Origin of the sequence: Novosphingobium organovorum, assembly GCF_022832435.1 — a bacterium.
GTDB lineage: Bacteria > Pseudomonadota > Alphaproteobacteria > Sphingomonadales > Sphingomonadaceae > Novosphingobium > Novosphingobium organovorum.
Genome location: NZ_JALHLF010000061.1, coordinates 1 through 22,626 on the forward strand (window position 1 = coordinate 1; position 22,626 = coordinate 22,626).

The 22,626-nt window shown below is 66.6% G+C and carries 17 protein-coding genes and 1 pseudogene; 10 read left to right on the forward strand and 8 right to left on the reverse strand.

Annotated elements, in window-relative coordinates; all coding sequences use genetic code 11:
* The 4 genes from MTR62_RS13950 to MTR62_RS13965 all read right to left on the reverse strand — a co-directional run.
* On the reverse strand, window positions 1-656 hold a 656-nt coding region (locus MTR62_RS13950; protein WP_244021901.1), incomplete at its 3' end, for an MFS transporter.
* Window positions 657-731: 75 nt separating this feature from the next.
* Window positions 732-1,382 carry a cysteine hydrolase family protein gene (locus tag MTR62_RS13955; RefSeq protein WP_244021902.1) on the reverse strand — a complete coding sequence of 217 codons (651 nt, stop codon included), beginning with the start codon at window positions 1,380-1,382 and terminating at the stop codon, window positions 732-734.
* Window positions 1,375-2,499 (reverse strand): LLM class flavin-dependent oxidoreductase, encoded by a 1,125-nt coding sequence (locus MTR62_RS13960; RefSeq protein WP_244021903.1) that lies wholly within the window; start codon window positions 2,497-2,499, stop codon window positions 1,375-1,377. The genes MTR62_RS13955 and MTR62_RS13960 overlap by 8 nt, the downstream gene beginning before the upstream one ends.
* Window positions 2,500-2,535: 36 nt before the next feature.
* Window positions 2,536-3,486, reverse strand: coding sequence for a ribokinase (locus tag MTR62_RS13965; RefSeq protein WP_244021904.1), 951 nt, complete (start codon window positions 3,484-3,486; stop codon window positions 2,536-2,538).
* 210 nt (window positions 3,487-3,696) lie between these two features.
* Between MTR62_RS13965 and MTR62_RS13970 the strand changes: the two genes are divergently transcribed.
* Together MTR62_RS13970 and MTR62_RS13975 are read left to right on the forward strand one after the other, a co-directional pair.
* A complete protein-coding gene (locus MTR62_RS13970) occupies window positions 3,697-4,527 on the forward strand; it encodes an oxidoreductase (RefSeq protein ID WP_244021906.1) in 831 nt (276 codons plus the stop codon).
* Window positions 4,524-5,219, forward strand: a complete 696-nt coding sequence (locus MTR62_RS13975; protein ID WP_244021907.1) for a cysteine hydrolase family protein — start codon at window positions 4,524-4,526, stop codon at window positions 5,217-5,219. The genes MTR62_RS13970 and MTR62_RS13975 overlap by 4 nt, the downstream gene beginning before the upstream one ends.
* A gap of 33 nt (window positions 5,220-5,252) precedes the next feature.
* On the opposite strand, the gene MTR62_RS13980 is transcribed toward MTR62_RS13975, so the two are convergent.
* The 4 genes from MTR62_RS13980 to MTR62_RS13995 form a co-directional block, all read right to left on the reverse strand.
* Window positions 5,253-6,347, reverse strand: a complete 1,095-nt coding sequence (locus MTR62_RS13980; protein WP_244021908.1) for a TauD/TfdA family dioxygenase — start codon at window positions 6,345-6,347, stop codon at window positions 5,253-5,255.
* A gap of 270 nt (window positions 6,348-6,617) precedes the next feature.
* A complete protein-coding gene (locus MTR62_RS13985; protein ID WP_244021912.1) occupies window positions 6,618-8,894 on the reverse strand; it encodes a xanthine dehydrogenase family protein molybdopterin-binding subunit in 2,277 nt (758 codons plus the stop codon).
* A complete protein-coding gene (locus tag MTR62_RS13990) occupies window positions 8,891-9,355 on the reverse strand; it encodes a (2Fe-2S)-binding protein (protein WP_244021913.1) in 465 nt (154 codons plus the stop codon). The genes MTR62_RS13985 and MTR62_RS13990 overlap by 4 nt, the downstream gene beginning before the upstream one ends.
* A gap of 186 nt (window positions 9,356-9,541) precedes the next feature.
* Window positions 9,542-12,220 carry a TonB-dependent receptor gene (locus MTR62_RS13995; protein ID WP_244021915.1) on the reverse strand — a complete coding sequence of 893 codons (2,679 nt, stop codon included), beginning with the start codon at window positions 12,218-12,220 and terminating at the stop codon, window positions 9,542-9,544.
* Window positions 12,221-12,777: 557 nt separating this feature from the next.
* Here MTR62_RS13995 and MTR62_RS14000 point away from each other — a divergent pair.
* The 8 genes and pseudogenes from MTR62_RS14000 to MTR62_RS14035 all read left to right on the forward strand — a co-directional run.
* Window positions 12,778-14,862 carry a tetratricopeptide repeat-containing sulfotransferase family protein gene (locus tag MTR62_RS14000; RefSeq protein ID WP_244021943.1) on the forward strand — a complete coding sequence of 695 codons (2,085 nt, stop codon included), beginning with the start codon at window positions 12,778-12,780 and terminating at the stop codon, window positions 14,860-14,862.
* A 257-nt stretch (window positions 14,863-15,119) separates the two neighbouring features.
* Window positions 15,120-15,794 carry a TetR/AcrR family transcriptional regulator gene (locus MTR62_RS14005; protein WP_244021917.1) on the forward strand — a complete coding sequence of 225 codons (675 nt, stop codon included), beginning with the start codon at window positions 15,120-15,122 and terminating at the stop codon, window positions 15,792-15,794.
* Window positions 15,795-15,917: 123 nt separating this feature from the next.
* Complete coding sequence (locus tag MTR62_RS14010; RefSeq protein ID WP_244021919.1) at window positions 15,918-17,213, forward strand: MFS transporter; 1,296 nt, start codon at window positions 15,918-15,920, stop codon at window positions 17,211-17,213.
* Window positions 17,214-17,576: 363 nt separating this feature from the next.
* The gene (gene peaA, locus MTR62_RS14015) at window positions 17,577-19,370 is read left to right on the forward strand and encodes a quinohemoprotein amine dehydrogenase subunit alpha (RefSeq protein WP_244021930.1); all 1,794 of its coding nucleotides are present in this window, start codon (window positions 17,577-17,579) and stop codon (window positions 19,368-19,370) included.
* Window positions 19,367-20,845 (forward strand): quinohemoprotein amine dehydrogenase maturation protein, encoded by a 1,479-nt coding sequence (peaB, locus tag MTR62_RS14020; protein WP_244021936.1) that lies wholly within the window; start codon window positions 19,367-19,369, stop codon window positions 20,843-20,845. The genes peaA and peaB overlap by 4 nt, the downstream gene beginning before the upstream one ends.
* Window positions 20,842-21,213: a quinohemoprotein amine dehydrogenase subunit gamma gene (gene qhpC, locus MTR62_RS14025; protein WP_244021939.1), complete on the forward strand. Its 372-nt coding sequence runs from the start codon at window positions 20,842-20,844 to the stop codon at window positions 21,211-21,213. The genes peaB and qhpC overlap by 4 nt, the downstream gene beginning before the upstream one ends.
* A 99-nt stretch (window positions 21,214-21,312) precedes the next feature.
* Window positions 21,313-22,416, forward strand: a complete 1,104-nt coding sequence (locus tag MTR62_RS14030; RefSeq protein ID WP_244021941.1) for a beta-propeller fold lactonase family protein — start codon at window positions 21,313-21,315, stop codon at window positions 22,414-22,416.
* Window positions 22,413-22,626: pseudogene (locus MTR62_RS14035) on the forward strand (hypothetical protein); the annotation flags it as partial. The gene MTR62_RS14030 and the pseudogene MTR62_RS14035, both read left to right, overlap by 4 nt.

Consider the following 22,626-nt stretch of genomic DNA (forward strand, 5'->3'; position numbering starts at 1 on the left):
AGCGTCAGCCCCTCGCGCGCGGGTTGCGGCGCGCCGCCCGCGCTCGGCGCGCCGCTGCGGTCGTGCAGGAACACGAGAAGCAGTGGAAAGGCCACCAGCAGGACAAAGCCCGCGATGCCCAGATAGCCTGCACGCCAGCCCCACTGGCCGACGAGAAGCGCGGCCAGCACTGGCATGATGACCGAGCCGATGCCACAGCCCCCGCCCGCGCTGACGCCAAGCGCGGTGCCCGGATTTTCATCGAACCAGTCCGCCACCACCTTCTGGAAGATCGGCGTCCCCGCCATGGCCCCGAACAGCGAAAGCACGGTGAAGGTCAGGTAGAACTGGACAAGGCTGCCGCTGGTCAGCGCGAGCGCCCCGATCGAGGCGGCAAGGCCGAGCACGCCGATCAGCAGGGTACGCCGCGCGCCGTGGCGATCGACGTGGCGCCCGATGATCGGATAGCTGATCGCGCCGACCAGCGCGAGCACGCCGAGCACGCCCGAAACGCTCGCCCGCGACCAGCCGAACCCTTGCGAAAGCGGCACCAGGAACAACCCGAAGACAGCGTGGACCGCAGGCGTTACGCTGACCGAATTGCCCAGCGTACAGGCAAACAGGGCACCGCCCTTACTGGCGCGCGGCGCAGTCCTCGAAGCAACATTGTGGGTCATGGCTGGGCGCCTCTTGCAAGCGGGAGAAGAACGGGGAGAGCGGGGGCAAGGGAGGTCACGGCCCGCCCGCCCCGCTCAGCCGAGCGCCGCGCGCACCGCCGCGCTGGTGGTGAGCAGGGCCAGGTTTTGCGAGAGCACCTGAAGCGTTCCGGCGTGCATCGCATCGTCGTAAGCCGCGCAGGCATCGGACACGAGGAACACGTTGTAGCCGTTGTGAAAGGCCGTGCGCGCCGTGCTGTCGACGCAGCATTCGGTGGTGATCCCGGCCATCAGCACGGTATCGATCTCGCGCGCGCGCAACTGCGCGTCGAAGTCGGTACCGTGAAAGCTGTCGAACAGGAGCTTCTCGATCTCGATATCGCCCGGCTGGGGCGCGACGCGGTAGTAGTCCGCCCCGCCGCCTTCCACGCGGCAGATCGCCTCGCCGCCGGGCATACCGCGCCGGACCATCAGGGTCTTGAGCGCCGCACTGTCGGTTTCGGGCCGCGTCACCACGCGCATGAAGGCAATCGTAACGCCCGCGCCGCGCGCGGTGGCGATCAGCTCCTCGATCCGGTCGATCGCCGCCTCCACGCCCGCAAGGTCCTCGCAGAACGTGCCCGCAAGCCCCTCGCGCGACGCGAAATCGACCTGAATGTCGACGACGACGAGCGCCGTCTTCGAAGGATCGATCATGCCCGCCAGATCGGCGGCCCCGACGTGCGGCAGCGCGGCAACCTCAACCATGCGAGGGAACCGCGAGCTTGCCGGGAAAGCGCTCGCGCAGGATCGGCAGGACTTCCTTGCCGAACTTGGGAATGCCGGTGATGTAATCGTCGAAGATCAGCATCAGGCCATCGGTCCCCGCCTCCTCGAACAGGGCCGAAAGCCGGGCCGCGACGGTTTCGGACGAGCCCGCGATGTGCGCCGACATGAAGCTCGAGCGCGCCTTGCGGGTAAAATCGTTCTCCTTGCCGATCTCGCTATCGAGGAAACCGTAAGCGCGCATCATGCCCTCGAGCGCGCCTTCGTCGAACCCCTCGGCGTAGAGTTTCGCCTTGGCCTCGGCCTCTTCGTCGGTCTCGCCCAGAACGATGGTCATCATCGAATAGGTGCGCACGAAACGCCCGATGCTCGCCGCATCCGCCTTGGCCTCGGCGTTGGCCCTGGCGAGCTGCGCGTTGTCGCCGCCCGACAGGAAGATCGCGTCCATTTCCTCCGAGGTAAAGCGCATCCCCTTCTTCGAAGACCCCGCGCAGACGAGGAACGGGCGCTTTTGCGGCTTGGGCCAGGACTGGCAATCCTCAAGCGTGACGTACTGACCGTCCATGGTCACCGAATCCTCGCTCCACAGGCGCTTGATCGCGGTGACCCACTCCTTCGCCAGATCGTAGCGCGCGTCGTGGTCGACCCCTTCGGGCCAGGCCCCCATCTGCGAAAATTCGCCCTTGTAGGAGCCGGTCACCACGTTGAGCCCGGCGCGCCCGCCCGAAATCTGATCGATCGTCGCAATCATCTTGGCGACCACACCCGGATTTTGCAGCAGCGTATGGACGGTGCCCCAGGTTTTCACCCGGCTCGTCGCTTCGGCGAGGGCCGCGATGGTCAGTACCGAATCGAGCGAGCTGTCCCAGTGGTGCGTCTCACCGCCGTAACCGCGGTACTTGGCCATCGCCATGATGAAGTCGAACCCGGCCTCCTCGGCCAGCACGCCGCACTGGCGGCAATAATCGTACGAACCGTCGATCTCGGGCTTGTTCTTCGAGAGAATCCAGCCACCGTTCGCGATCGGCAGGAAGATTCCCAAATCCTTGCCGCCGGTATCGGACGGGACCCCGAACGGGGTGGGTTCAAGTACAGACATCAGATTTCCCCATCACCTCGATTTTTCCATCCCGCCTTACGGTAAAAGAGCGGCGGGCCGGTTCTTGATTGGCAGCGCATGTTCTGTTGCCGGTTCGCACAACAGATCGGCTACCGCCGCGCGGGTCGGCATCGACGGTGCTGCCCCGTGCGAAAGCGTGGAAAGCGCCGCCGCCGCGCAGGCGAACGGCACCGCCGCCTCGATGCTGCGCCCCTCGTCGAGCAGGGCGGCCAGAGCGCCGCAGAAGCAGTCCCCCGCCCCCACCGTGTCGACCGGGCGCACCGGGACCGAGGCGACGTGGACGAAACGCTCGGGCCGCACCACCAGCGCGCCCGCCGCGCCCAGTGTCACGATCGCGGCCTGATCCTCGCGGCAGAACAGCGCGCGCGTGCGCCGCGCCAGGGCCTCGTATTCGTTTTCCCCGCCACTGTCCCCCCCATCGGGCGCGTAGATGTCGAGCTCGGGCCGGTTGAGCACGAGAATGTCGACATGCACGAACAACGCCCTCGCCTCGATCAGCGCGGGCGCGGTGTTGAGGATGCGCAGCGCGCGCGACTTGGCGAACAGGCCGGTCAGCGTCGGGATCGGCACTTCGAGCTGCGAAAGCAGGACGCCATCGGCCACGGGCTCGCACCCGGTCAACCGCGCGTTGGCGCCCGAGACGACGATGATCTGGTTCTCGCCCTGCGCGTCGACCGCGATATAGGCGGTCCCGGTCGGCTCGCCGGGGAGCGTGCGGATGCCTTCGATGTCGATCCCTTCGCGAGCGAGCCGCTGGCGCATCCAGGCGCCCGAATCGTCCTCCCCCACAGCGCCGGTGAAGCGCACCGCCGCGCCCATGCGCGCCGCCGCCACTCCCTGGTTGGCGCCCTTGCCGCCCGGCAGCCGCGCCGTCGCGTCGGCCAGCACGGTCTCGCCCGGAAGCGGCAGGCGCTGGAGCGAGGTAATGATGTCAATGTTAATCGATCCGACGATGTGAACAGCCAAGTGCGCGCCCCATCCAAAAATTTCGCAAAGCCCAAAACGGTTCGCGGCCAATGTCCTGACCGGGTGCAGCATGACCACACCGGCCGGGTCAAGCGCGGGAAAGCCCGGTGCGCCCATCCTCAAGATTTGCGGGCGCCAGCGCCAAGAGGACAAACCGCTCGCAGGACACTCTCGCAGCCGCCAATATAGGCCATCATTTGGGGATCGGACATGACGAACTGGTTGATAACGGGAGTGGGTACGGGGCTTGGCCGGGCGCTGGCCGAGGCCGCGCTGGCACGGGGCGACCGGGTCGTCGGCCTCAGCCGCAACGCCGATGACGCGGACTTTCGCGCGCTGGCGCCGGAGCGCGCGCACGTGCTGGGCGTGGACCTGCGCGACGAAGCCTCGGTTGCCGACGCGGTCGCGCGCGCCGAAATCCTGACCGGCGGGATCGACCGGCTGGTCAACAACGCAGGCTACGGCCTTGTCGGGGCGATCGAGGAAGTCTCGCTCGAAGAAGCGCACGCGCTGTTCGAGATCAACCTGTTCGGCGCGCTGCGCATGATCCGCGCGGTGCTGCCCGCGATGCGCGCACGCGCCGCCGGGCACATCGTCAACGTCACCTCGGTCAGCGGGCTTGCCCCCTGGGCGGGCACGGGGATTTACGGGGCGAGCAAGTACGCGCTCGAATGCATCGGCCAGACGCTGGCGCAAGAAGTGGCGCCGCTCGGCCTTCGCGTGACCAACGTCGCGCCGGGCGGCATGCGCACCGGCTTTGCCGCCAGCGGCCTTGCCGTGGCCGCGCGCGTCATTGCCGATTACGAGGACGGCGCCCATTTCGCGCGGCGCAGCCTGACCCAGAACGCCGGGCGTGAGAGCGGCGATCCGGTCCGCGCCGCCAAGGCCATCCTCACCGCGCTCGACGCGCCCGAACCGCCGCTGCACCTCTTGCTGGGCGAAGACGCGCTGCACTACGCGGCCGACCAGCAGGCCCTGCTGGCCCGCCAGATGGAGCAGTGGGAAACGCTGTCGCGCTCGATCGCTTTCGAGGAGGCATGACCCACCCCTTCGACCTGCCCGACTGGGCGGTGGAGCGCGGACGCGCGTTCAACACCTTCGCCACGCTCGATCCCGCGACAAGCGCGCTCGTCGTGATCGACATGCAGCGCGCTTTCGTGGGCGAAGGCGAGGTTTACGGCAAGGCCAGTTCGCGCGCGACGATCCCGGCGATCAACGCGCTGTGCGCGGCCTTCCGGCGCGCCGCGATGCCGGTGCTGTGGACACGCCAGAGCGTGAGCGAGGCTCCCCCGCTCGCCATGCCCGCCTGGCAGTACGACCGTTCGGACCCGGTCACCGCGCGCGCGATCGCCGCGCTCGCGCCCGGCGCGCCGACCCACGCGCTCGACCCGGCGATGAACTGGCGCTGCGGCGAACCGCTGCTCAACAAGTACCGCTACGGCGCCTTTTCCTGCCCGGCCGGTGCGCTCGCCCACGAACTGGAGCGGCGCGGGGTCGACACGCTGGTGCTCACCGGCACGCTCACCAACGTCTGCGTCGAAAGCACCGCGCGTGAAGCCAACATGCGTGGGTTCAAGGTGATCGTCGTCGCCGATGCCTGTTCGGCGGTCAGCGATGCCGAACACAGCGCGGCGCTGCTCAACCTGCGGCTCAACTTTGCCGACGTGCGGCTGGCCGACGCGGTAATCGCCATGGCAAGAGGCGCTCCCCTTTCGGACAGCGCCTCTTCCTGAATCACACTCGGTCAAACCGGGCTAGCGCCCCGATCAGCTGATGAGGCGGGGCACCGACATGCCGTAGATGTCGAAATGCGCCTCGGGATGCTCGGGCGCGCCGTCGCGCGGGGCCGAGCGGACCTGGACCACGCCGTTCTTGCCGAACCCGTCGACCACCGGACGGCCGGCATCGCGGCTCAGCCAGAGGCGCAGCAGGTGGCGCTTGCGCTGGGGTTCAGGATAGTCCCAGAAGGTCGTGCGGGCGTGCAACGCGGCGTAGTTCGACAGCCACTGGATATCGCCGGGGCGGAAATCCATCTCGATCGCCATGCCCTCTTCGTAGGTGATCGTGTCGAAGAGTTCGAGCACCTCGATCTGCTCGGGCGTCAGGCGCGGCACGCCTTCATAGTCCTGCGCGGTGAGGATGTAGAGCGAGCCCGCGTACATCGAGAAGACCCCGTCGACGAGGCTGACGATGGGCGAGGTATACGTGTCGGCGGGCGCGCTGTGGTCCTGCTTGCGCCAGTCCCAGTGGAACGGTTCGAGCAGCAAGGGCGCCAGATCGGGACGACGCTTGAGAATCTCGTTGTAGATCTCAGCCCCCGAGACGAGGCACGAGGCGCCCCCCTCCTTGGCGGGCCGCAGGCACATCAGCGCCACGATGTCCGAACTGTCCGAATGATAGACCAGCTTGTCGCGCACTTTGGAGGACAGCGCGGTGGGATCATCCATCATCTTGTCCGAGGTCGCGTAGACGTGATCGAGCAGGTCCCCCATCTCGTTCTGGCGGATCGGATCGCCCATATGCAGGCCCAGGATGTAATAGATCGCAGAGGAAAGCGGGTCCGAGTAAAGATAGGTGCGCAGGCCCCGCACGAGTACGAAACCGCGCCCGTAGTCGACGTCCGCGCCCCATTCCTTCACCGCATCGGCGCAGGCGACGAGCGGATAATCCTCGGCCTGGACCGTGCGCAGGTCCGGGTTTTCATCGAGGAACCGCTTGCCCAACGCCTCCAGCTCGAAGACCTGCTCTTCGCTCAACCGGTAGATCCACGCATCGCTCTTCGCCAGCTCGTCGCCGCGCCAGGCGGCCGCGGTGGTGACGGGGGGAATGGCCTCGAGCGAGGCGGACGGGTCGGTGGCCATGAGGAAATCCTTGCTCCTGCGCGTGTGTGCGTTGCCGTCCAGACTAGAGCGCAAGCCGAGCGCTGACTTGTCGGGCGATGTCCGAAAACTTGGGGAACGCCGCCCCGGGGCAACGGGGATATGACAAAAGAAGAAGCCGATTCAAGGGGTTAATACCACTTGCGCCCATTACTGCAGACCTCACCTTTCTCGGCCGCCACAGGCCGAGAAAGGTCAGGTCGACAGTACGGGAATCCGAGGGCGATGGCCCTCGGATTCCTCCTGATCCGATCAGGCCTCGAAGCTCTGCGTCGAAAGCGGCATCGCGCGCACGCGCTTTCCGGTCAGCGTCGAGACCGCGTTGACCACGGCGGGCGGGATCGCGGGTAGCGGCGGTTCGCCGATCCCGCCCATCTTGGCGCCGCTTTCGATGATCTTGACGCTGACCTTGGCCATGCGGTCGGGCGGCAGGATCGAATAGGCATCGAAGTTGCGCGCAACGGGCATCCCGTCCTCATACTCCGCCGCCTCGACGAGGACTTGCGAGAGGCCCAGCGCAATGGCCGAATTGGCCTGCGCCGCGATGATCGCGGGGTTGACGATCGAACCGGGGTCGAGCGCTTCCCACACCTCGTGGACGACGACCTCGCCGTCCTTGATCGAGACTTCGGCGACGGCCGCCGCCTCGGTCCCGAAGGGCGAGGCCATGGCGAGGCCGCGCGCGCGCCGCGTGCCGTCGCTCGCCGTGTACGGCCCGCGCTTCCAGCCGCCCGAAAGGTCCACCGCCGCCTTGAGCAGTGTGGTCAGCCTTTCGTTGCCTTCGAGCAGCTTGAGCCGCAGCGCATAGGGGTCCTTGCCGCCCTGGTCGGCCATTTCGTCAAGGAAACACTCGTAGAAGAAGTCGTTCATCGAATTGCCGACCGAACGCCAGTAGGCGAGCGTGGGCGCGTTCTTGACGAAGTTCTGCGCGATGCGCCGGTTGGGGATCGCGTAAGCCTTGCCGGTGATCCCTTCGAGCGCGGAATCGTCAAGCTCCTTGCCGCGCTTGTTGGCAATGCCTTCGCTTGGCCCCTCGGTCGCGCTCACCACGTCGAGCGCAAGCGGCCAGCCCTGCGCGTCGAGCGCGCCGCGGAACTGGACCACGGCCATCGGCCGCAGCGGATCGCGCAGCATTTCCTCCTCGCGGCTCCAGATCACCTTGACCGGCTTGCCCGTCGCCTTGGCCAGCGCAATCGCGTGGGGATAGGGATTGCCGTCGTTGTAGTGGAAGTGGCGCCCGAAGAAGCCGCCGAGCAAGGGGCTGTTGATGCGCACCTGATCGGGCGTCAACCCCACCTTGCCCGCGATGATCGCCTGGAACATCTCGGGCACCTGGTTGGGCAACCACAGGTCGAGCGTGCCGTCCGTATTGAAGCGCGCCAGCGTCGAGGGCGGTTCGAGCTGGGCGTGGTGGAGGTACTGGCTCTTGTAGGTCGCGGTGAACGACTTGGCGGCCGAAGCGAAGGCGCTGTCGATATCGCCCGCCTTCTCGGCCTCCTCGCCGCGCCCGGTCTGGCTGGCGAGCGTCTTGGTGAACGCCTCGGTCCCGAAATCGGCGGGCATGTAGCGCAGCGATGCCGGATCGGCGGGTTCGACCCAATCGACCTCGAGCGCATCGGCCGCCTGGCGCGCGTGCCACCAGTAGGGCGCGACCACCGCGACCGCACCTTCGAGCGTGTGCACCGAATGCACGCCCGTCATCGCCTTGATCGCCGCTTCGTTGCGGATGGCGCCCGGCTGGAGGCCGAGGCGCGGCGCGTGCTGCACCGCCGCCTGCAGCATTCCATCGACCTTGCAGTCGATCGAATAGACCGCCTTGCCGGTCGACTTCATGCGCATGTCGAGCCGCGCGACGGGCTTGCCGATCCAGCGAAAGACCGCCGGGTCCTTGAGCGCGATGCCCGCGCCATCGGGCACCGGCAGGTCCAGCGCGCCGCCCGCAACCTCGCCGTAGCTGAGCGAACGGCCCGAGGCCGCGTGGACGATCTTGCCCGGTTCGGTGGTCAGGCTCGCGGCGGGAACGCCCAGTTTGCGGGCCCCGGCCTCGACGAGCATCGCACGGGCAAGCGCGCCAAGACGGCGCATCGTGGTGTAGCTCGAGCGTACCGAGCTGCTGCCCCCGGTCATGCGCCGGCCGCCGGGCATGATCTGGAACACCTTGCCCGCGGGCGCCGCCTCGACCACGAAGGTCGCCGGGTCCATGTCCATTTCCTCGCCCACGAGCTGGGCCATCGCGGTGAAGGTGCCCTGCCCGCCTTCCATGAACGGGCTGAGGAAGCGCACCGTGTTATCGGGCCGGATTTCAAGGAAGGCCGGAACGTCGAGCGCGATGCCCCCGCTCGCATCGACGGCCTGTACGCGCGAGGCGCCCAGCGGAATGCCGAAGCCGAGCACCAGCGCCCCGCTCGCCACGCCCGCCGAACCCAACAGGAAGCGGCGGCGCGACAGGTTTACCGGCTGGGTTCCGGGTGCGAAAAGAGTCTCGTCCGCCATCGAATGCGGCGCGTCGCTGTGCTGGCTGGCCATCATGCGTTCTCCTTGCCCGCGTTTTCAGCAAGATCGCTCAGCGCCGCGTGGATCGCGTTGTAGGTGCCGCAGCGGCACAAGTTGATCATCGCCGCGCGCACGTCCTCTTGCGTCGGCTTCGCGGTGTTCTTGAGCAGCGAAACCGCCGCCATGACCTGGCCCGACTGGCAGTAACCGCACTGCGGAACCTGATGCCTGACCCAGGCTTCGACGACCTTGCCCCCGACAGGATCGGCTTCCATCGCCTCGATCGTGGTCACCTTGCTGCCTTCGAGGCTGCCGACGGGAAGCACGCACGAGCGCGTCACCGCGCCGTCCACCAGCACCGAGCACGCCCCGCACTGCGCAATGCCGCAGCCGTACTTGGTGCCGGTCATCCCCAATACGTCGCGCAGCGCCCACAGCAGCGGCATGTCGGGCTCGGCGTCGAGCTCGTGGACCTCGCCGTTGATCTCAAGCTTCATGGTCACTCCCCTGCAATTTGTCCTGTGTGCCCGGTGTCGGGCAATCGATGTCGCTCATCCGTCCTAGATGCGCCAGCGCACCGGCGCAGGCAAGGTGCCTTCGACGCACGTGCACCTTGCAAAAAAGGCCCCCCGGCCAGCCTGCGCCGGACGGGGAGCCGCTCAAGGTGCCGTAAATATCCTAGCTCAGAACGCCTGTCCCCAGCGTACGCCGAAGAAGCGCGGCTTGATCGTGAAGGTACGCGACGAGCTCGAGCAGAAGGTGATCGAACAGAACGTGTTCTTGGTCAGCTGCCCGCGCTTGTCGAACGCGTTCTGGATGAAGAAATCCAGCGTCCAGGTGCCCTTCTTGAGCCCCGCAGAGAAATCGAACGAGGTAAAGCCGGGCGTGGTGCCGAGCAGTTCGTTGTAGTCGGTGTTGAGATCCTGCGTTGCGCTGGTCTGGTAGTTGGCCGAACCCATCAGGTAGCCGTCCATGTCCCCCACTTGCGTATCGTAGCGAACCGAAGTGGTTCCCTTGAAGCGCGGCTGGCGCGGCAATCGCGTACCGTCGGCAGCGGCGACCGAGGGGGTCGACACGTTGCCATCGACATAGGTTCCTGCCGAACAGGACGAGAGCTGCGAGATCGACATCGTCGTTTCGTCGAGCGCGAAGTTGCAGAAGTTGCCCTTCAGCTTGCCGTCGTTGAACGCGCCCGAGGAGGTGAAGGTCACCTTGCCCAGCTTGAGTTCGGCGTCGTATTCGATGCCCTTGACCACGGCCTTGCCCGCGTTGCCGGTCATGCCCGCGCCCTGCGTCCCCGCGACGACCACACTGTACTGCATGTTGTCCCAGGTTTCGTAGTACATCGCCGCGTTGAAGCGGAAGATGTTGGACCAGATCGTCTTGATGCCGATTTCGTAGTTCGACAGCGTTTCCGATTCGTAAGGCTGCACGGTCACCGTACCCACCCCGCTCACACGCAGCGAGCGGTTGTAGCCGCCCGGACGGAAGCCGGTGGAGTACGTGGCGTAGATCATCTTGTCGGGCTGGACCTGCCAGTCCAGCGCGATCTTGTGCGTCTCGCCGCTTTCCGAATAGCGCCCGTTGGCGTTGATGCACGACAGGCGTGTCGAGGGGAAGGGAACCGTGCAGCCCACCGCTTCGGCCGAAGCGGCAACGCCGCTGAAGCCGATCGAGTGATAGCTGGTCCAGAACACGCGGATACCGCCCGTCAGCTTGAGCTTGGGGGTGATGTTGTAGTGGCCTTCGGCGAAGATCGCCTCGTCGTTCCACACGTTGTTGCGTTCGCTCAGGTAATAGGCATCGCCCTTCACCGCGGGCGAACCCAGGATCATCGTGCCGTTGGGGTTGCCGTCGGCGTTGATGACCGTGCTGGTGTCGAAATAGGCGTTGCCGTCATCGTCGTAGGCCACCGCGTACATCGCCGGAACGCCCAGCAGGCCGCCCGCCACATCGCCGCCACCCGATTCGGTGTACCCTTCCACGCTGCTCAGCCCGTGGATGGCGTACTGGTCGTTGGTCTCTTCCTTGCGGTGCTGGTAGTAGCCGCCGATGGTCACGTCGAAAGGCCAGCTCGAAGGCGTCGTCAGGCGCACTTCCTGCGTGAACTGGTTATCCTTGGTCAGGCCTTCATAGTACTGCTGCGGGCTGATCAGGCTCGAGCAGCTTTCGCTCGACCCGGTGCCGGTGCAGCTCGAGGCGTTCCAGAACTGCAGGTAGTTCTCGTAGCCCGCGCCGAAACTGTCGTAGGTGACGGTGTAGTAGGTGTAGTCGTTGCGCAGGTGAACCTTGCGGTGATAGTACCCGGTCGCCGAGACGAGATCCCAGTCGCCGATGTGGCCGTGGATCGAAAGCTGGGCCTGGTACCACTGGTCGTCCTGGCGGGTGAGGTCGTAGTCGTGGACCTCCAGATCGCCCACGCGCGGGTCGTAGCCAAAGTACCCGTAGGCAATCTGGCGCTGCGCGGTGATCTCGGGGCGCACTTCCCAGCCCGGCGCCGGTTCCCACAGGACTTCGAGACGGCCGCCATATTCGTAGATCGGGTTGTAGTTGTCCTTGGCGATCGAGCTGTTGTCGAGCGTGTAGGAGGTCGCGTCGTTGTTGTCGCCCAGCAGCAGCGTGCTCGAGGCTCCGGTGTTGAGCACGCCCGAGGTGTTGGCCTTGTTGTCGATATAACCGCCGTCGTGGCGATAATAGCCCATCGCGCGCGCCGCCAGGTTGCTGGCGATCGGAACGTTGACGTAGGCCTCGAACTGCTGGCCCACGTCGCCCGCGCCGTACTTGTTGATCTCGGTGTTGTAACCGTATTCGAACGTGTCGAGCTTGGGCTTGTTGGTGATGAAGCGGATCGTCCCGGCCAGCGACCCGGCGCCGTAGAGCGTGCCCTGCGGCCCCGAAAGCGCCTCGACGCGCTCGATGTCATAGACGTGGATGTCGGGAAGATCGGTGCCCGCGATGGGAATGTCGTCGAGGTAGTAGCCAACCGAGGCGTAGCTGCCGCCGGCGGGCACGATACCGCGGAAATAGGGGGTCTGGCGGCCCGGCCCGAGGCCCGCGATGGTGACCGAGGGCAGCATCGCGGTGATGTCCGAGAGGCCCTTGACCTGGTGCACTTCGAGCGCGTCGTTGCTCAGCGCCTGCATCGAGATCGGCACCTTCTGCACGCTCTCGGACTTGCGCGTCGCGGTCACGACGATTTCGCCGATACCGCCCGATGGAGCGGCGGCGTCGGGCGCGGGTGCGGCAGCAACGTCGGCGGCGTCTTCAGCGTGGGCGGTGCCGGCTGCAAACGGCACGACGATGGCCGACGTGGACAGCAGACACACTGCGTTCCACCGGCGCAATCGGGTACGAATACTCATCTAATGGAGCCCCCTATGATCCCTGTTTTGTCCTGTTCTCCTCTCCCTCAAGAAGAACGCCCGTTGCGACGGGTCTTCACCTGCTCATGAACAACGCGCCTCGCGACCTTTGTGGCCTGCTCAAGACGCAAATCTCCTGCCCCGAAGATAGCCCTCGAGTTCGCTGCCACACTGCCGGCAACGAAGAACATCGTATTCAGAATCGGGCGGACGCCTTCGCTATTGCACAAACCCGAACGGTCGTCCTAGATTGAATAAACCCATCCACTCCGCTTCTGTCAAGCGCCTATCGTCACGAAATTTGTAAGTTTATTTCGGGCTTGCCCAAAGACCCGAAATGATGATCTTGATACTGTGCAAATGCACATCGTCCCTGTGCAAGTGCACATTGCCGGGGATCGGGACGCCCGTTCGCATGGCCCAAGTCAAAGCCGCGCAAACGGGCCGCCCGACTGGCCCCGATCGGGGCCGGGCCCCACCATCCCGGCCATCCACCTTTCGCGAAGGGAAGCAGAATACAGACCATGACCGGCCCCAGTTTCCCGCCCCAGCGCCCGATGAGCCCCCTGCTGCGCGCCGCACCGCCCCAGTCGGGTGGTCCCGGTTCGAACGAACTGGCGCAGATCGCCGCGCTGCTCGACACCCAGCCGCGCAGCGCGCTCAAGCAGGCCGAGGCGCTGCTGCGCCGCCGGCCCGGATTCGCCCCGGCCGAACTGCTCGCCTGCCAGGCGCTGCGGCGCCTGGGCAAAAGCGCCAGCGCCCTGCCCCGGCTCGAAGCGCTCGCCCGGCGCGAGACGCGCGTGCCCGCCGTGGCCTGGGAACTGGCGCAAGCCGCGCGCGAACTGGGGGAAAGCGCCAAGGCGATCGCCGCGCTCGAACGCCTCACCCGCCAGCAACCCACGGTCAGCACCGGCTGGTTCGCGCTCGCTGGGGAACTGCGCAAGCTGGGGCGCCCGGACGACGCCTGGCGCGCGGACCTTTCGGGCGTCCACGCCTCCTCGCACGATCCCGAACTGGTAAAGGCCGCGCTGGCGATGAACCAGGAACGCCTGGCGGACGCACGCGCGCTGCTCGAGACCCGGCTGGAGCAGCGCGGCGAGGATGCCCCCGCGATGCGCCTGCTGGGCGAAATCCACTGGCGCAGCGGGGCCATGAGCGAAGCGCTCGAATACGCCGCGCGCGCGGTCGAGATCGCCCCCGGCTTCGATCTCGCACGCGATTTCCTGATCCGCCTGCTGCTCCAGAACAACCGGCTCGACGAAGCGCTGGAACAGGCCGAAGTGCTCATCCGCTCGCCGCTCGACAATCCGGGCCATGCGTTGATCCTGGCCTCGGTCTTGGTCAAGCTGGGCGAACATGCCCGCGCCGAGGCGCTTTACCGCGACATCCTCGCCAGACGCCCCGACCAGCCGCAGGTCTGGCAGAACCTGGGCCACGTGCTCAAGACCACCGGCCAGCAGACCGAGGCGATCGCCGCCTATCGCGAGGCCGTCGCCCGCCAACCCACGATGGGTGAGGCCTGGTGGAGTCTCGCCAATCTCAAGACCGCGCGCCTCGTCGACGCGGACATCGCGGCGATGCGCGCCGCGCTCGCCTCGATCGCCGACACGCCCGGCGTACCCGACGCGCCCGACGCGCATGCGGAAGACCGCTTCCACCTCCACTTCGCGCTCGGCAAGGCGCTCGAGGATGCGCGTGAGTACGCCGCCTCATTCGACCACTACCGCGAAGGGAACCGCCTGCGCCGCGCGCTCGTCCCGCACGACCCGGACAGCTTTTCCGCCGAGGTAGAGGCCACCGCACGCACCTTCGACGCCGCGTTCCTGAGCGGCATGGGCGCGGGGGGATGCCTTGCCCACGACCCGATCTTCATCGTCGGCCTGCCCCGCTCGGGCTCGACGCTGGTCGAGCAGATCCTCGCCAGCCACAGCCTGATCGAAGGCACGATGGAACTGCCCGAGATGATGATCATCGCCAGCCGCCTGCAGGCGCGCGTCGACGAGGGCGAATTCACCGATTTCGCGGCGATGGCCGCCTCGCTCACCCCGCGCGACCGGCTGCGGCTGGGCGAGGAATACATCGAGAAGACGCGCGTCCACCGCAAGAGCGATGCGCCGCTGTTCCTCGACAAGATGCCCAACAACTGGCAGCATGTCGGCCTCATCCGCATGATCCTGCCCCACGCGCGGATCATCGATGCGCGCCGCCACCCGATGGCGTGCTGCTTTTCGGGCTGGAAGCAACACTTCGCGCGCGGCCAGACCTTCTCCTACGACCTCACCGACATCGCCCGCTATTATCGCGACTACGCCGCGCTGATGGCCGCGTTCGACGCGGCCGCACCGGGCGCGGTGCACCGGGTGGTCTACGAGGACATGGTCGAGCATACCGAGCGCGAGATCCGCGCGCTGCTCGCGTATCTCGGCCTTCCCTTCGAGCCCGCCTGCCTCGAATTCCACGCCAACCGGCGCGCGGTGCGCACGGCGAGTTCCGAGCAGGTGCGCCAGCCGATCTTTCGCGACGGGATTGAGGCCTGGACGAACTACGCGCAATGGCTGGGCCCCTTGCGCGACGCGCTCGGCCCGATCGAAGCGCTCTATCCCGGCCACGCCGCGCGCACGCCGGCCTTGCGCCCGGCCTGACCACGCCGCTCTCGCACCGCTTGCGCGCCACTCCAACGCGGGCCGGACACCCCTCCGGCCCGCGCCCATCCCCCACCCGACCGCGCGCCACTCCGCTCGTCGCACCAGCCCCGTTCAACGGTTTACCGTTCGCAAAAAGAGAGCTAGGGCGCGCGAAATAAAGCAACACCAAGGGAGAGCGACTGCGCAACAACGCGGACGCACTCCGCAATTGTCGAAAGCGCAACCGCATGCCGCCGACCGCCGGAAAGGACCCTATGCCCCAGACAGGAGCGAACAACGATCACCAGCGCCCGGGCGTCTACGCGCGCGGCAGCGAGACCGTCGATGCGATCATCAAGGCGGCGCTCAAGGTGATCATCGACGAAGGCGCCGCCGCTTTCTCGATCCGCCGCATCGGCGCTGAATGCGGGCTTCGCGTGGGCAACGTGAGCTACCACTTCCCGCGCAAGGAATTGCTCGTAAAGGTCATGCTCGACGAGCTGATGGCGGGTTATCAGGTCAAGCTCGACGACGACGTGCGCCAGGCCGAGGTCTCCGACGAGGACCGCCTGCGCCGGGTGATCGTGATGTGCCTTGAAGATATCTGCACCAAGCGCACCACGCGCCTGTTCACCGAACTGTGGTCGCTGGGCAACCAGAGCGCCTACATCGCCGAACGCGTCGAACTGTTCTACAGCGACGTGCACGAGGTGATCGGCGAACAGATCAAGCGCCTGAACGGCGCGCTCGACGATGACGAGGTCCACACCCTGGCGCTGTTCATCAGTTCCTCGATGGAGGGAACGACCCCCTTCCTTGGCTTCGAAAAGCCCTGGCGCGCGAAAATGCCGCAGGTAACCGCGCTGAGTGTCGAATTTTTTATACGCCTTGCAAAGTCGCTCAAACCCGGTGAGATTGCCGAACTGACCAAGGCAATCGAATTCGAATAACCGCCTGGTCGCAGGCTGGCGTGGGCAAGCGCCGGTCGGGGACGGGAGAGTGATGGCCTGATCGAAATCGAAAGGGTGCGCGTCAGGGCCGCGCACCCTTGCAGAGCGATACAGGGGGGTCACTTGCGGTTTTACGATCGGTTCCACGATTCGAGACTTCTCGCGGTCGCACCGGCGATCGTGATTGCCGCACTGGCCATCCTGCAGCCCGGCATCGATCCGGTCTTCCTCGCGCTGCTGACCAAGGCCCACGGGCTTTCACCGCACCTGCACGGCTGGATCGTGAGCGCCACCCAGGCCGGACTGGCGGCCGGTTCGCTCACCAATCTCGTCGCCGGATCACGCCTCGCACCGCGCGCTGCGGCCCGCCTGTGCACCCTGTGCGCGCTCCTCGCGCTCGGCGCCGCGGCCGCCACCGCGTGGACCGCCAGCTTCGCCGCGCTGCTGGCGGTGCGCGCGCTGTTCGGACTGGCGATGGGCGTGCTCTACACCCAGGCCATGACCCACGCCGCCCGCCACAGCCCCACTGCGTCCTTCGCGCTCGTGCTGCTGCTGCAACTCCTCCTCTCGACGTTCGTCGCGCTGGGCCTGCCGGTGATCGGCACGGATCGTCCCGCACTGGCGCTGGCGCTGCTCGCGCTCGCCCCGCTCGGCGCGCTCGCGCTGCTGGCGCGCGCGCGCGACCCACTCGGTGTTGAGGAGGAGCGCGGTACGCTCGGCCTTCAGGACGAGCGCGATGCGCCTGACGCCAGCCCCCACGCGCGTGCGGGCCAGCAGGCGGAGCGCACCGCGCAACGCTTTCGCGAGAGCATCACGCCGCCGGTCGCGCTGCTGGCGAGCGCCCTGTTCTGCTATGTCTGCGCCTCGATGATCGTCTGGTCGCTGACCGGCGCGATGGCCATCGCGGCGCGCTTCCCTCCCCATGTCCTGGGGACCGCGGTCGCCGTGGGATCGCTCGCCGGGGCGATCACCTCGCTGGCGGTGCTGCGCGAGAGGGTCCGGGTCGACCCCAGGATCACCGCCCTGGCCTGCGGCATCGCGATGCTCACCCCGGTGCTCGGCGCCCGGCTGGCGAACGAGACGCTGTTCATTGCCGCGATCGTCGCCTTCAACGTGGGCAACACCGCCATCTTCATTCGCTGCTCGGGCTTTGCCGCAAGGGCGTGCCGGACCTCGGGCGCCCTTCGCTTCGTGTCCTGCGCGAACACCGCCGGGATGATCGCCGGTCCCGCCATCGGGTCGAGCGCGACGACGCTCGCCGGCCCGCAGGGTCCGCTCTACCCGGCCGCCCTGGCGCTTGCCCTGGGCTGCCTGACGCTCTGGGCCTGGCACTATCGCCAGCGCCGCCAGAACCTGCGGCTCGTCGCGAGCACGAGCGCCACCGCCGCGCGCGCGGTCGAACGCCGCCAGGCCGCCTGACACCCGTACGGCTCGCGGCATCCCGGCGCAACCACACGGCGAACGCGCCCGACGCGCGCCTTCCAGGTGCGCTGGGAAGCCGTGTAAAACCCCCGTTCAAAGGCCGTTTCCGGCATGCGTCCGGGCCGCGCGCGGAACGCCATTTCATCGTGCAGCGCACAAAAATGCTGCAACACAAAAAAGCGCCTTGACCAACTCTTGATGATTGTCCAGTTTTCCCAAACCCAAACGAAGAATCGTGGAATTCTTCGTGTAATCAGGGGGGTAAAACAAATAATGCGCTTTTCGCGAACCGCTCGCAGCAAAGCCGACAAAAGCTCACAGGCTGTTTCTTCCAGGACCAAGGAAACACTCGCTTTGCCCATGACCTCGACCGCCCGCCCGCGCCTTGGCTGGCATCGCCTGCCCGTGGCCGCGCTGCTCGCCGCCGGCGCCCTGACCACTTCGGTCGTCGTCGCCCAGACCGACGAGACGGATACCCCTGATACCGATGCCTCGACCTGGGTCGAGCACGAAGCGGGCATCCCGGTCACCGATCCGCTGACCCGCGAAAAGTGCGGCACCTGCCACACCGCCGACGACAAGGGGAACCTGTCGCGCATTTCGTGGATCCGCAGCACGCCCGAAGGCTGGGCGCAGACGATCAAGCGCATGGTCAAGCTCAACGGGCTCGACATCACGCCGCAGGAAGCACGCGCGGTGACGACCTACCTGTCGACCTACCACGGCCTTGCCCCCGAGGAAGCCAAACCGGTGATGTATCTCGCCGAAAAGCGCATCCTCCAGTCCGAGGCGATCGTCCCCAACGACACCCTGCGCGAGACCTGCGCGAGCTGCCACGCCTTTGCGCAGCCGATGTCCTCGCGCCGCAGCCACCGCGAATGGGCGCTCTTGCAGAACATGCACCGCGCGCTCTATTCGACCGCCGACTTCATCTACGACACCCCGGTCGGCTCGGGCTACGACGAGGACGGCGGCTCCGCCCCCGAGGACGGCAAGCCCCCCGTCAAGCAGGCCACCGCCGCGCTCGAATGGCTGAGCAAGAACGCGCCGCTGCACACCCCCGAATGGGCCGCCTGGCGCCCGCGCATCAAGACCCCGCAGCTGGCCGGCAAGTGGCTGGTGAGCGCCGACCTGCCCGGTCGTGGCCGCTTCGTGGGCGAGATGACCGTCGCGCCCAAGGCGCCCGGCTCGAACGAATTCGTGACCTCGACCGTGCTGCGCTCGCTCGAGGATGGCTCGGTCCACACCCGCAAGGGCTCGGCGCTGATCTACACCGGCTTCTCCTGGCGCGGCACCTCGGACGGCGCGGCCAAGACCACCGCACCCGACGATCTTGACAGCAAGCTGCGCGAGACGATGTGGTTCGCGCCCGACCAGGCCCTGGCCATGGGCCGCTGGTACTGGGGTGAATACCACGAATTCGGCTTCGACGTGACGCTGCGCCGCGAAGCGGGCGCGCCCGCCGTCGCCGCGGTGTCGAGCGATGCGCTCAAGATCGGCAGCAAGGGGACGCAGGTCCACATCTACGGCGCCAACCTGCCCACCAGCCTCACCCCCACCGACGTCGACTTCGGCAGCGGCGTGACCGTGAGCAAGGTGGTCTCGGCCACCCCGAACGAGGCGGTCGTCACGCTCGATGTTGCGGCCAACGCGGTGCCGGGCCTGCGCGACCTGTCGGTCGGCGGCGCGGTGCTCGCCAAGGCGCTGCCGGTCTACGCCAGTGTCGACTACGTCAAGGTCACGCCCGAGACGGCGCTGGCGCACCTGGGCGGGATCAAGTTCGCCAAGGGCTACGAGCAGTTCGCCGCCTATGCCTATTCGAACGGCCCCGACGGCAAGCGCGGCACCGACGACGACTTCGCGATCCGTCCGATCGACGTGACCTGGTCGCTTGCCGAATTCACCACCACCACTTACGACAACGACGTCAAGTTCGTCGGTACGATCGATCCGGCCAAGGGCCTGTTCACGCCCAACGTCGAAGGTCCTGACCCGGCGCGCCGCTTCGGCCGCAACAACTACGGCGAAGTCTGGGTCGTGGCGACCGCCAAGGATCTCAAGGGCGCCGATGGCAAGCCGCTGATCGGCCGCTCGTACCTCGTCACCACCGTTCCGACCTACAAGCGCTGGGACCAGCCGGAGGTCTCCGAATGAACACCATGACCAGCCCCGTCGCGGACTTTCGTACCGCGCGCTATTCGATCGGTGAGCTGCACCCGTTCGAAGCGGCCGATCAACACTATGTCTATCTCGTCGGGGCGGGTGCGATCTTCGCGCTCGACGAAGGCGCCCGCGCGGTTCTTGCCGAACTGCGCGAACGCGACATGACCCACGAGGACATCGTCACCGCGCTCGTCGGCCACGGCCATTCGAGCGCGGACGCCGAGGATCTCATCCGCGAACTCGTCTTCGTGCGCGGCATCGTCTCGGATCGCATCGCTCCTGCGATCGATCCGCAGCCAACCGCGCCTCCAGCCGATTTCCCGCTCCAGGCGCTGGTGCTCAACATCACCAACCAGTGCAACCTGGCCTGCACCTACTGCTACGAGTTCGGCGCCGACAAGATCGCCACCCCCCAGGGCAAGCCCAAGTTCATGACGCTCGAGACGGCCAAGAGCTCGATCGACTTCCTGCTGGCCCAGTCGGGCACGCGCGAGAACGTGCACGTCACCTTCTTCGGCGGCGAGACGCTGATGAACTTCAAGCTGCTGCGCGAAGTCGTCCTCTACGCCAACGAGGCGGCGGCAGCGCAGGGCCGGTCGATGACCTACAGCCTGACCACCAACGCCACGCTGCTCACCGACCCGATCATCGAGTTCCTCGCCGACAACGACGTGGGCGTCACGGTCAGCATCGATGGTCCGGCCGAACTGCAGGACGCGCGCCGCGTCTACAAGAGCGGCAAGGGCTCCTACGAGGTGATCGAACCGCGCCTCAAGAAGCTCATCGCCCGCCACCGCAGCCGCGCGATCACCGCGCGCGTGACGCTGAGCGAAGGCGTCACCGACGTCCTTCGCATCTACCGCCACCTCAAGGACGAACTGGGCTTCCACGAAGTGGGCTTTGCGCCCGTCACCAACTCGGGCGAGCAGGATTACGCGATCAACGGCGATGGGATGAGCCGGGTCCTCGCCGATTTCCACGCGCTCGCGCAGGAATGGCTGGACTACGCGCTCAGCAACCGCATGCACGGCTTCTCGAACGTTTCCGAGACGATCGCCGAACTGATGCAGGGCGTCAACAAGTCGCATCCGTGCGGCGCCGGGCTTGGTCTGCTGGGCGTCAGCCCGTCGGGCGACCTGTCGCCCTGTCACCGCTTCACCGATGCCGACACCCATACCCTGGGCAATATCGAGACCGGCATCGACAGCGCCAAGCGCGAGGATTTCCTCTCGCGCGGGCACGTCAGCGCCAAGTACGAATGCCAGAGCTGCTGGGCCCGCCCGCTGTGCGCGGGTGGCTGCCACCACGAAGCTTTCGTGCGCTATGGCGATACCGGCCACGCCAACCTTCACTACTGCGACTGGATCCGCGAATGGACCGACACGTGCCTTCGCGTCTACGGCGCGGTCGCCGCGCAGAACCCCCAATTCCTTGAACGTTTCGCAACGCGGAAAGGCCAGTCATGAAGCATCTCAAGCCGATCAACCGCAAGGCCCAGAAGATCGACGATCTGGCCTCGCCCGCTCCTGCCGCCAACGGCGCCCCCGCACTCGATGCGAGCACCGAGGAGGATGTCGTCGCCCTCCAGCAAAAGCAGCAGAAGCCGCATATCCCGATGGGCTGCACGCTCGCCTTCTCGCCCGGCTGGGAAGTCGATGCGGGCGGCGGCACGGCAGGCCTGTGCCAGCCGGTCGAGCGCGACATCTACGACTGCTACGTCACGTGCTTCTGGCCGGTCCAGGTCCCCGACCACGTGAACTATTCCCCGGATTGGGCCAGCAACTGTTCGTCGGCCGCCAAGGACTGGCGCAACCTCGATCTGGTCTTCCCGTGATGGCACCGGCGACGCGCCGGCCAAGCCCGCGTCGCCGCCATATTTTTCGGCCCGTTGCGCCCTTGGGCGCCCACTCCTTTCGAGGAAGAGCCTGACACCATGAAAAGCTTCCGTACCGGTCTCGCGCGGCCCCTGATGGCCGGCGCCCTTTGCGCTCTCACTCTTGCCCAGCCAGCCCATGCGGGCAGCATCGTGCTGGGCGGCTACCCCGACCAGATCCAGTTCATCGACGATGCCTCGGGCAAGGTCACCGATCTGGTCAAGCTGGACACCGGACTTCCCGACAACATCCAGCTTTCGACCGATCACAAGAAGATCTACGTCACCACGCTGACCACCTCGGGTATCGAAGTGCTCGATGCGGCGACGCACAAGGTACTGATCTCCTTCAGCCTCAACACGCCCACGCAGCGCTACCGCATGAAGGGCGGCGTGCCCGATCCCACGGGGCGCTACTTCTACGCGATCGCCCAGCGCTTCGACAAGGAAGTCGACATGTACCGCGTCAACAAGCCGCAGTACCTGATGATCGACCTCAAGACGCACGAGATCGCCAAGGCCGTGGACCTCGATCCCAAGGACAAGGCACCCGTGTGGTCGGCGAGCATGGCGATCTCGCCCGACGGCAAGACACTCTACCAGTTTGGCGAGAAAGTCCTGGTGATCGACGCCAAGACGCTCAAGGTCGTCGATCGCATCGACCTTGCCAAGCCCGACACCGGCAACGTTCAGGACGCGAGCTTCGACAGCACGCTTTCGCTGCTCGATGATCCGGGCAAGTACGTTTCGCTGTTCACGGCCCAAAACCCCTACACCAACAACAAGGTGTTCGGCATCGCGCGCTTCGACCTCTCGAAGCGGACCTATACCTTCGATCCGATCGGTCCCGCGCCCGACCAGTTGCACGGGCTTCAGGTCACGCCCGATGGCAAGGATGGCTATACCGTGGCGGTCAGCAGCAACCTGGGCAACCAGCGCTGCGAATTCTGGCACTTCGATCTCACCACCAACCATTCGGTCGGCACCGTGCCGTTCGAATGCCGCCGCCGGTTCTACTTCGCCATGTCGGCCGACGGGCAGAAGCTCTACATCTACGGCGCGGGCTACGACGTGGCCGTCTACGACGCCAAGACGATGAAGCCGCTGACCGACTGGGAACTGCGCAACGACATCACCATGGCGGGCCTTCTCCACCTGCCGTGACGATAGCAGGCCGCATTGCATCCGGGGCCGCCGAACCGTCCCCTGCACCCGCGCCTGCTCCAGACGCGCCCTCCTCCGCGATCGCCGCCATAGCGATCCGCGGGGGAGGCGTTGGTGCGCATTGCTGCCACCACCTGCTCGCGCAGGCTGGCCTTGCCGCCCGGCTGGAGGCCCCGCCGCCCGGCGCGACGCCCGCGATCCTGCTGGGCG

What these genes read in the sequence shown, in the direction of transcription:
- MTR62_RS13955 (WP_244021902.1), bottom strand. Translation starts at nt 1,382, where the DNA reads ATGGTTGAGGTTGCCGCGCTGCCGCACGTCGGGGCCGCCGATCTGGCG.
- MTR62_RS13960 (WP_244021903.1), bottom strand. Translation starts at nt 2,499, where the DNA reads ATGTCTGTACTTGAACCCACCCCGTTCGGGGTCCCGTCCGATACCGGC.
- MTR62_RS13970 (WP_244021906.1), top strand. Translation starts at nt 3,697, where the DNA reads ATGACGAACTGGTTGATAACGGGAGTGGGTACGGGGCTTGGCCGGGCG.
- MTR62_RS13975 (WP_244021907.1), top strand. Translation starts at nt 4,524, where the DNA reads ATGACCCACCCCTTCGACCTGCCCGACTGGGCGGTGGAGCGCGGACGC.
- MTR62_RS13980 (WP_244021908.1), bottom strand. Translation starts at nt 6,347, where the DNA reads ATGGCCACCGACCCGTCCGCCTCGCTCGAGGCCATTCCCCCCGTCACC.
- MTR62_RS13985 (WP_244021912.1), bottom strand. Translation starts at nt 8,894, where the DNA reads ATGATGGCCAGCCAGCACAGCGACGCGCCGCATTCGATGGCGGACGAG.
- MTR62_RS13990 (WP_244021913.1), bottom strand. Translation starts at nt 9,355, where the DNA reads ATGAAGCTTGAGATCAACGGCGAGGTCCACGAGCTCGACGCCGAGCCC.
- MTR62_RS13995 (WP_244021915.1), bottom strand. Translation starts at nt 12,220, where the DNA reads ATGAGTATTCGTACCCGATTGCGCCGGTGGAACGCAGTGTGTCTGCTG.
- MTR62_RS14000 (WP_244021943.1), top strand. Translation starts at nt 12,778, where the DNA reads ATGAGCCCCCTGCTGCGCGCCGCACCGCCCCAGTCGGGTGGTCCCGGT.
- MTR62_RS14005 (WP_244021917.1), top strand. Translation starts at nt 15,120, where the DNA reads ATGCCCCAGACAGGAGCGAACAACGATCACCAGCGCCCGGGCGTCTAC.
- peaA (WP_244021930.1), top strand. Translation starts at nt 17,577, where the DNA reads ATGACCTCGACCGCCCGCCCGCGCCTTGGCTGGCATCGCCTGCCCGTG.
- peaB (WP_244021936.1), top strand. Translation starts at nt 19,367, where the DNA reads ATGAACACCATGACCAGCCCCGTCGCGGACTTTCGTACCGCGCGCTAT.
- qhpC (WP_244021939.1), top strand. Translation starts at nt 20,842, where the DNA reads ATGAAGCATCTCAAGCCGATCAACCGCAAGGCCCAGAAGATCGACGAT.
- MTR62_RS14030 (WP_244021941.1), top strand. Translation starts at nt 21,313, where the DNA reads ATGAAAAGCTTCCGTACCGGTCTCGCGCGGCCCCTGATGGCCGGCGCC.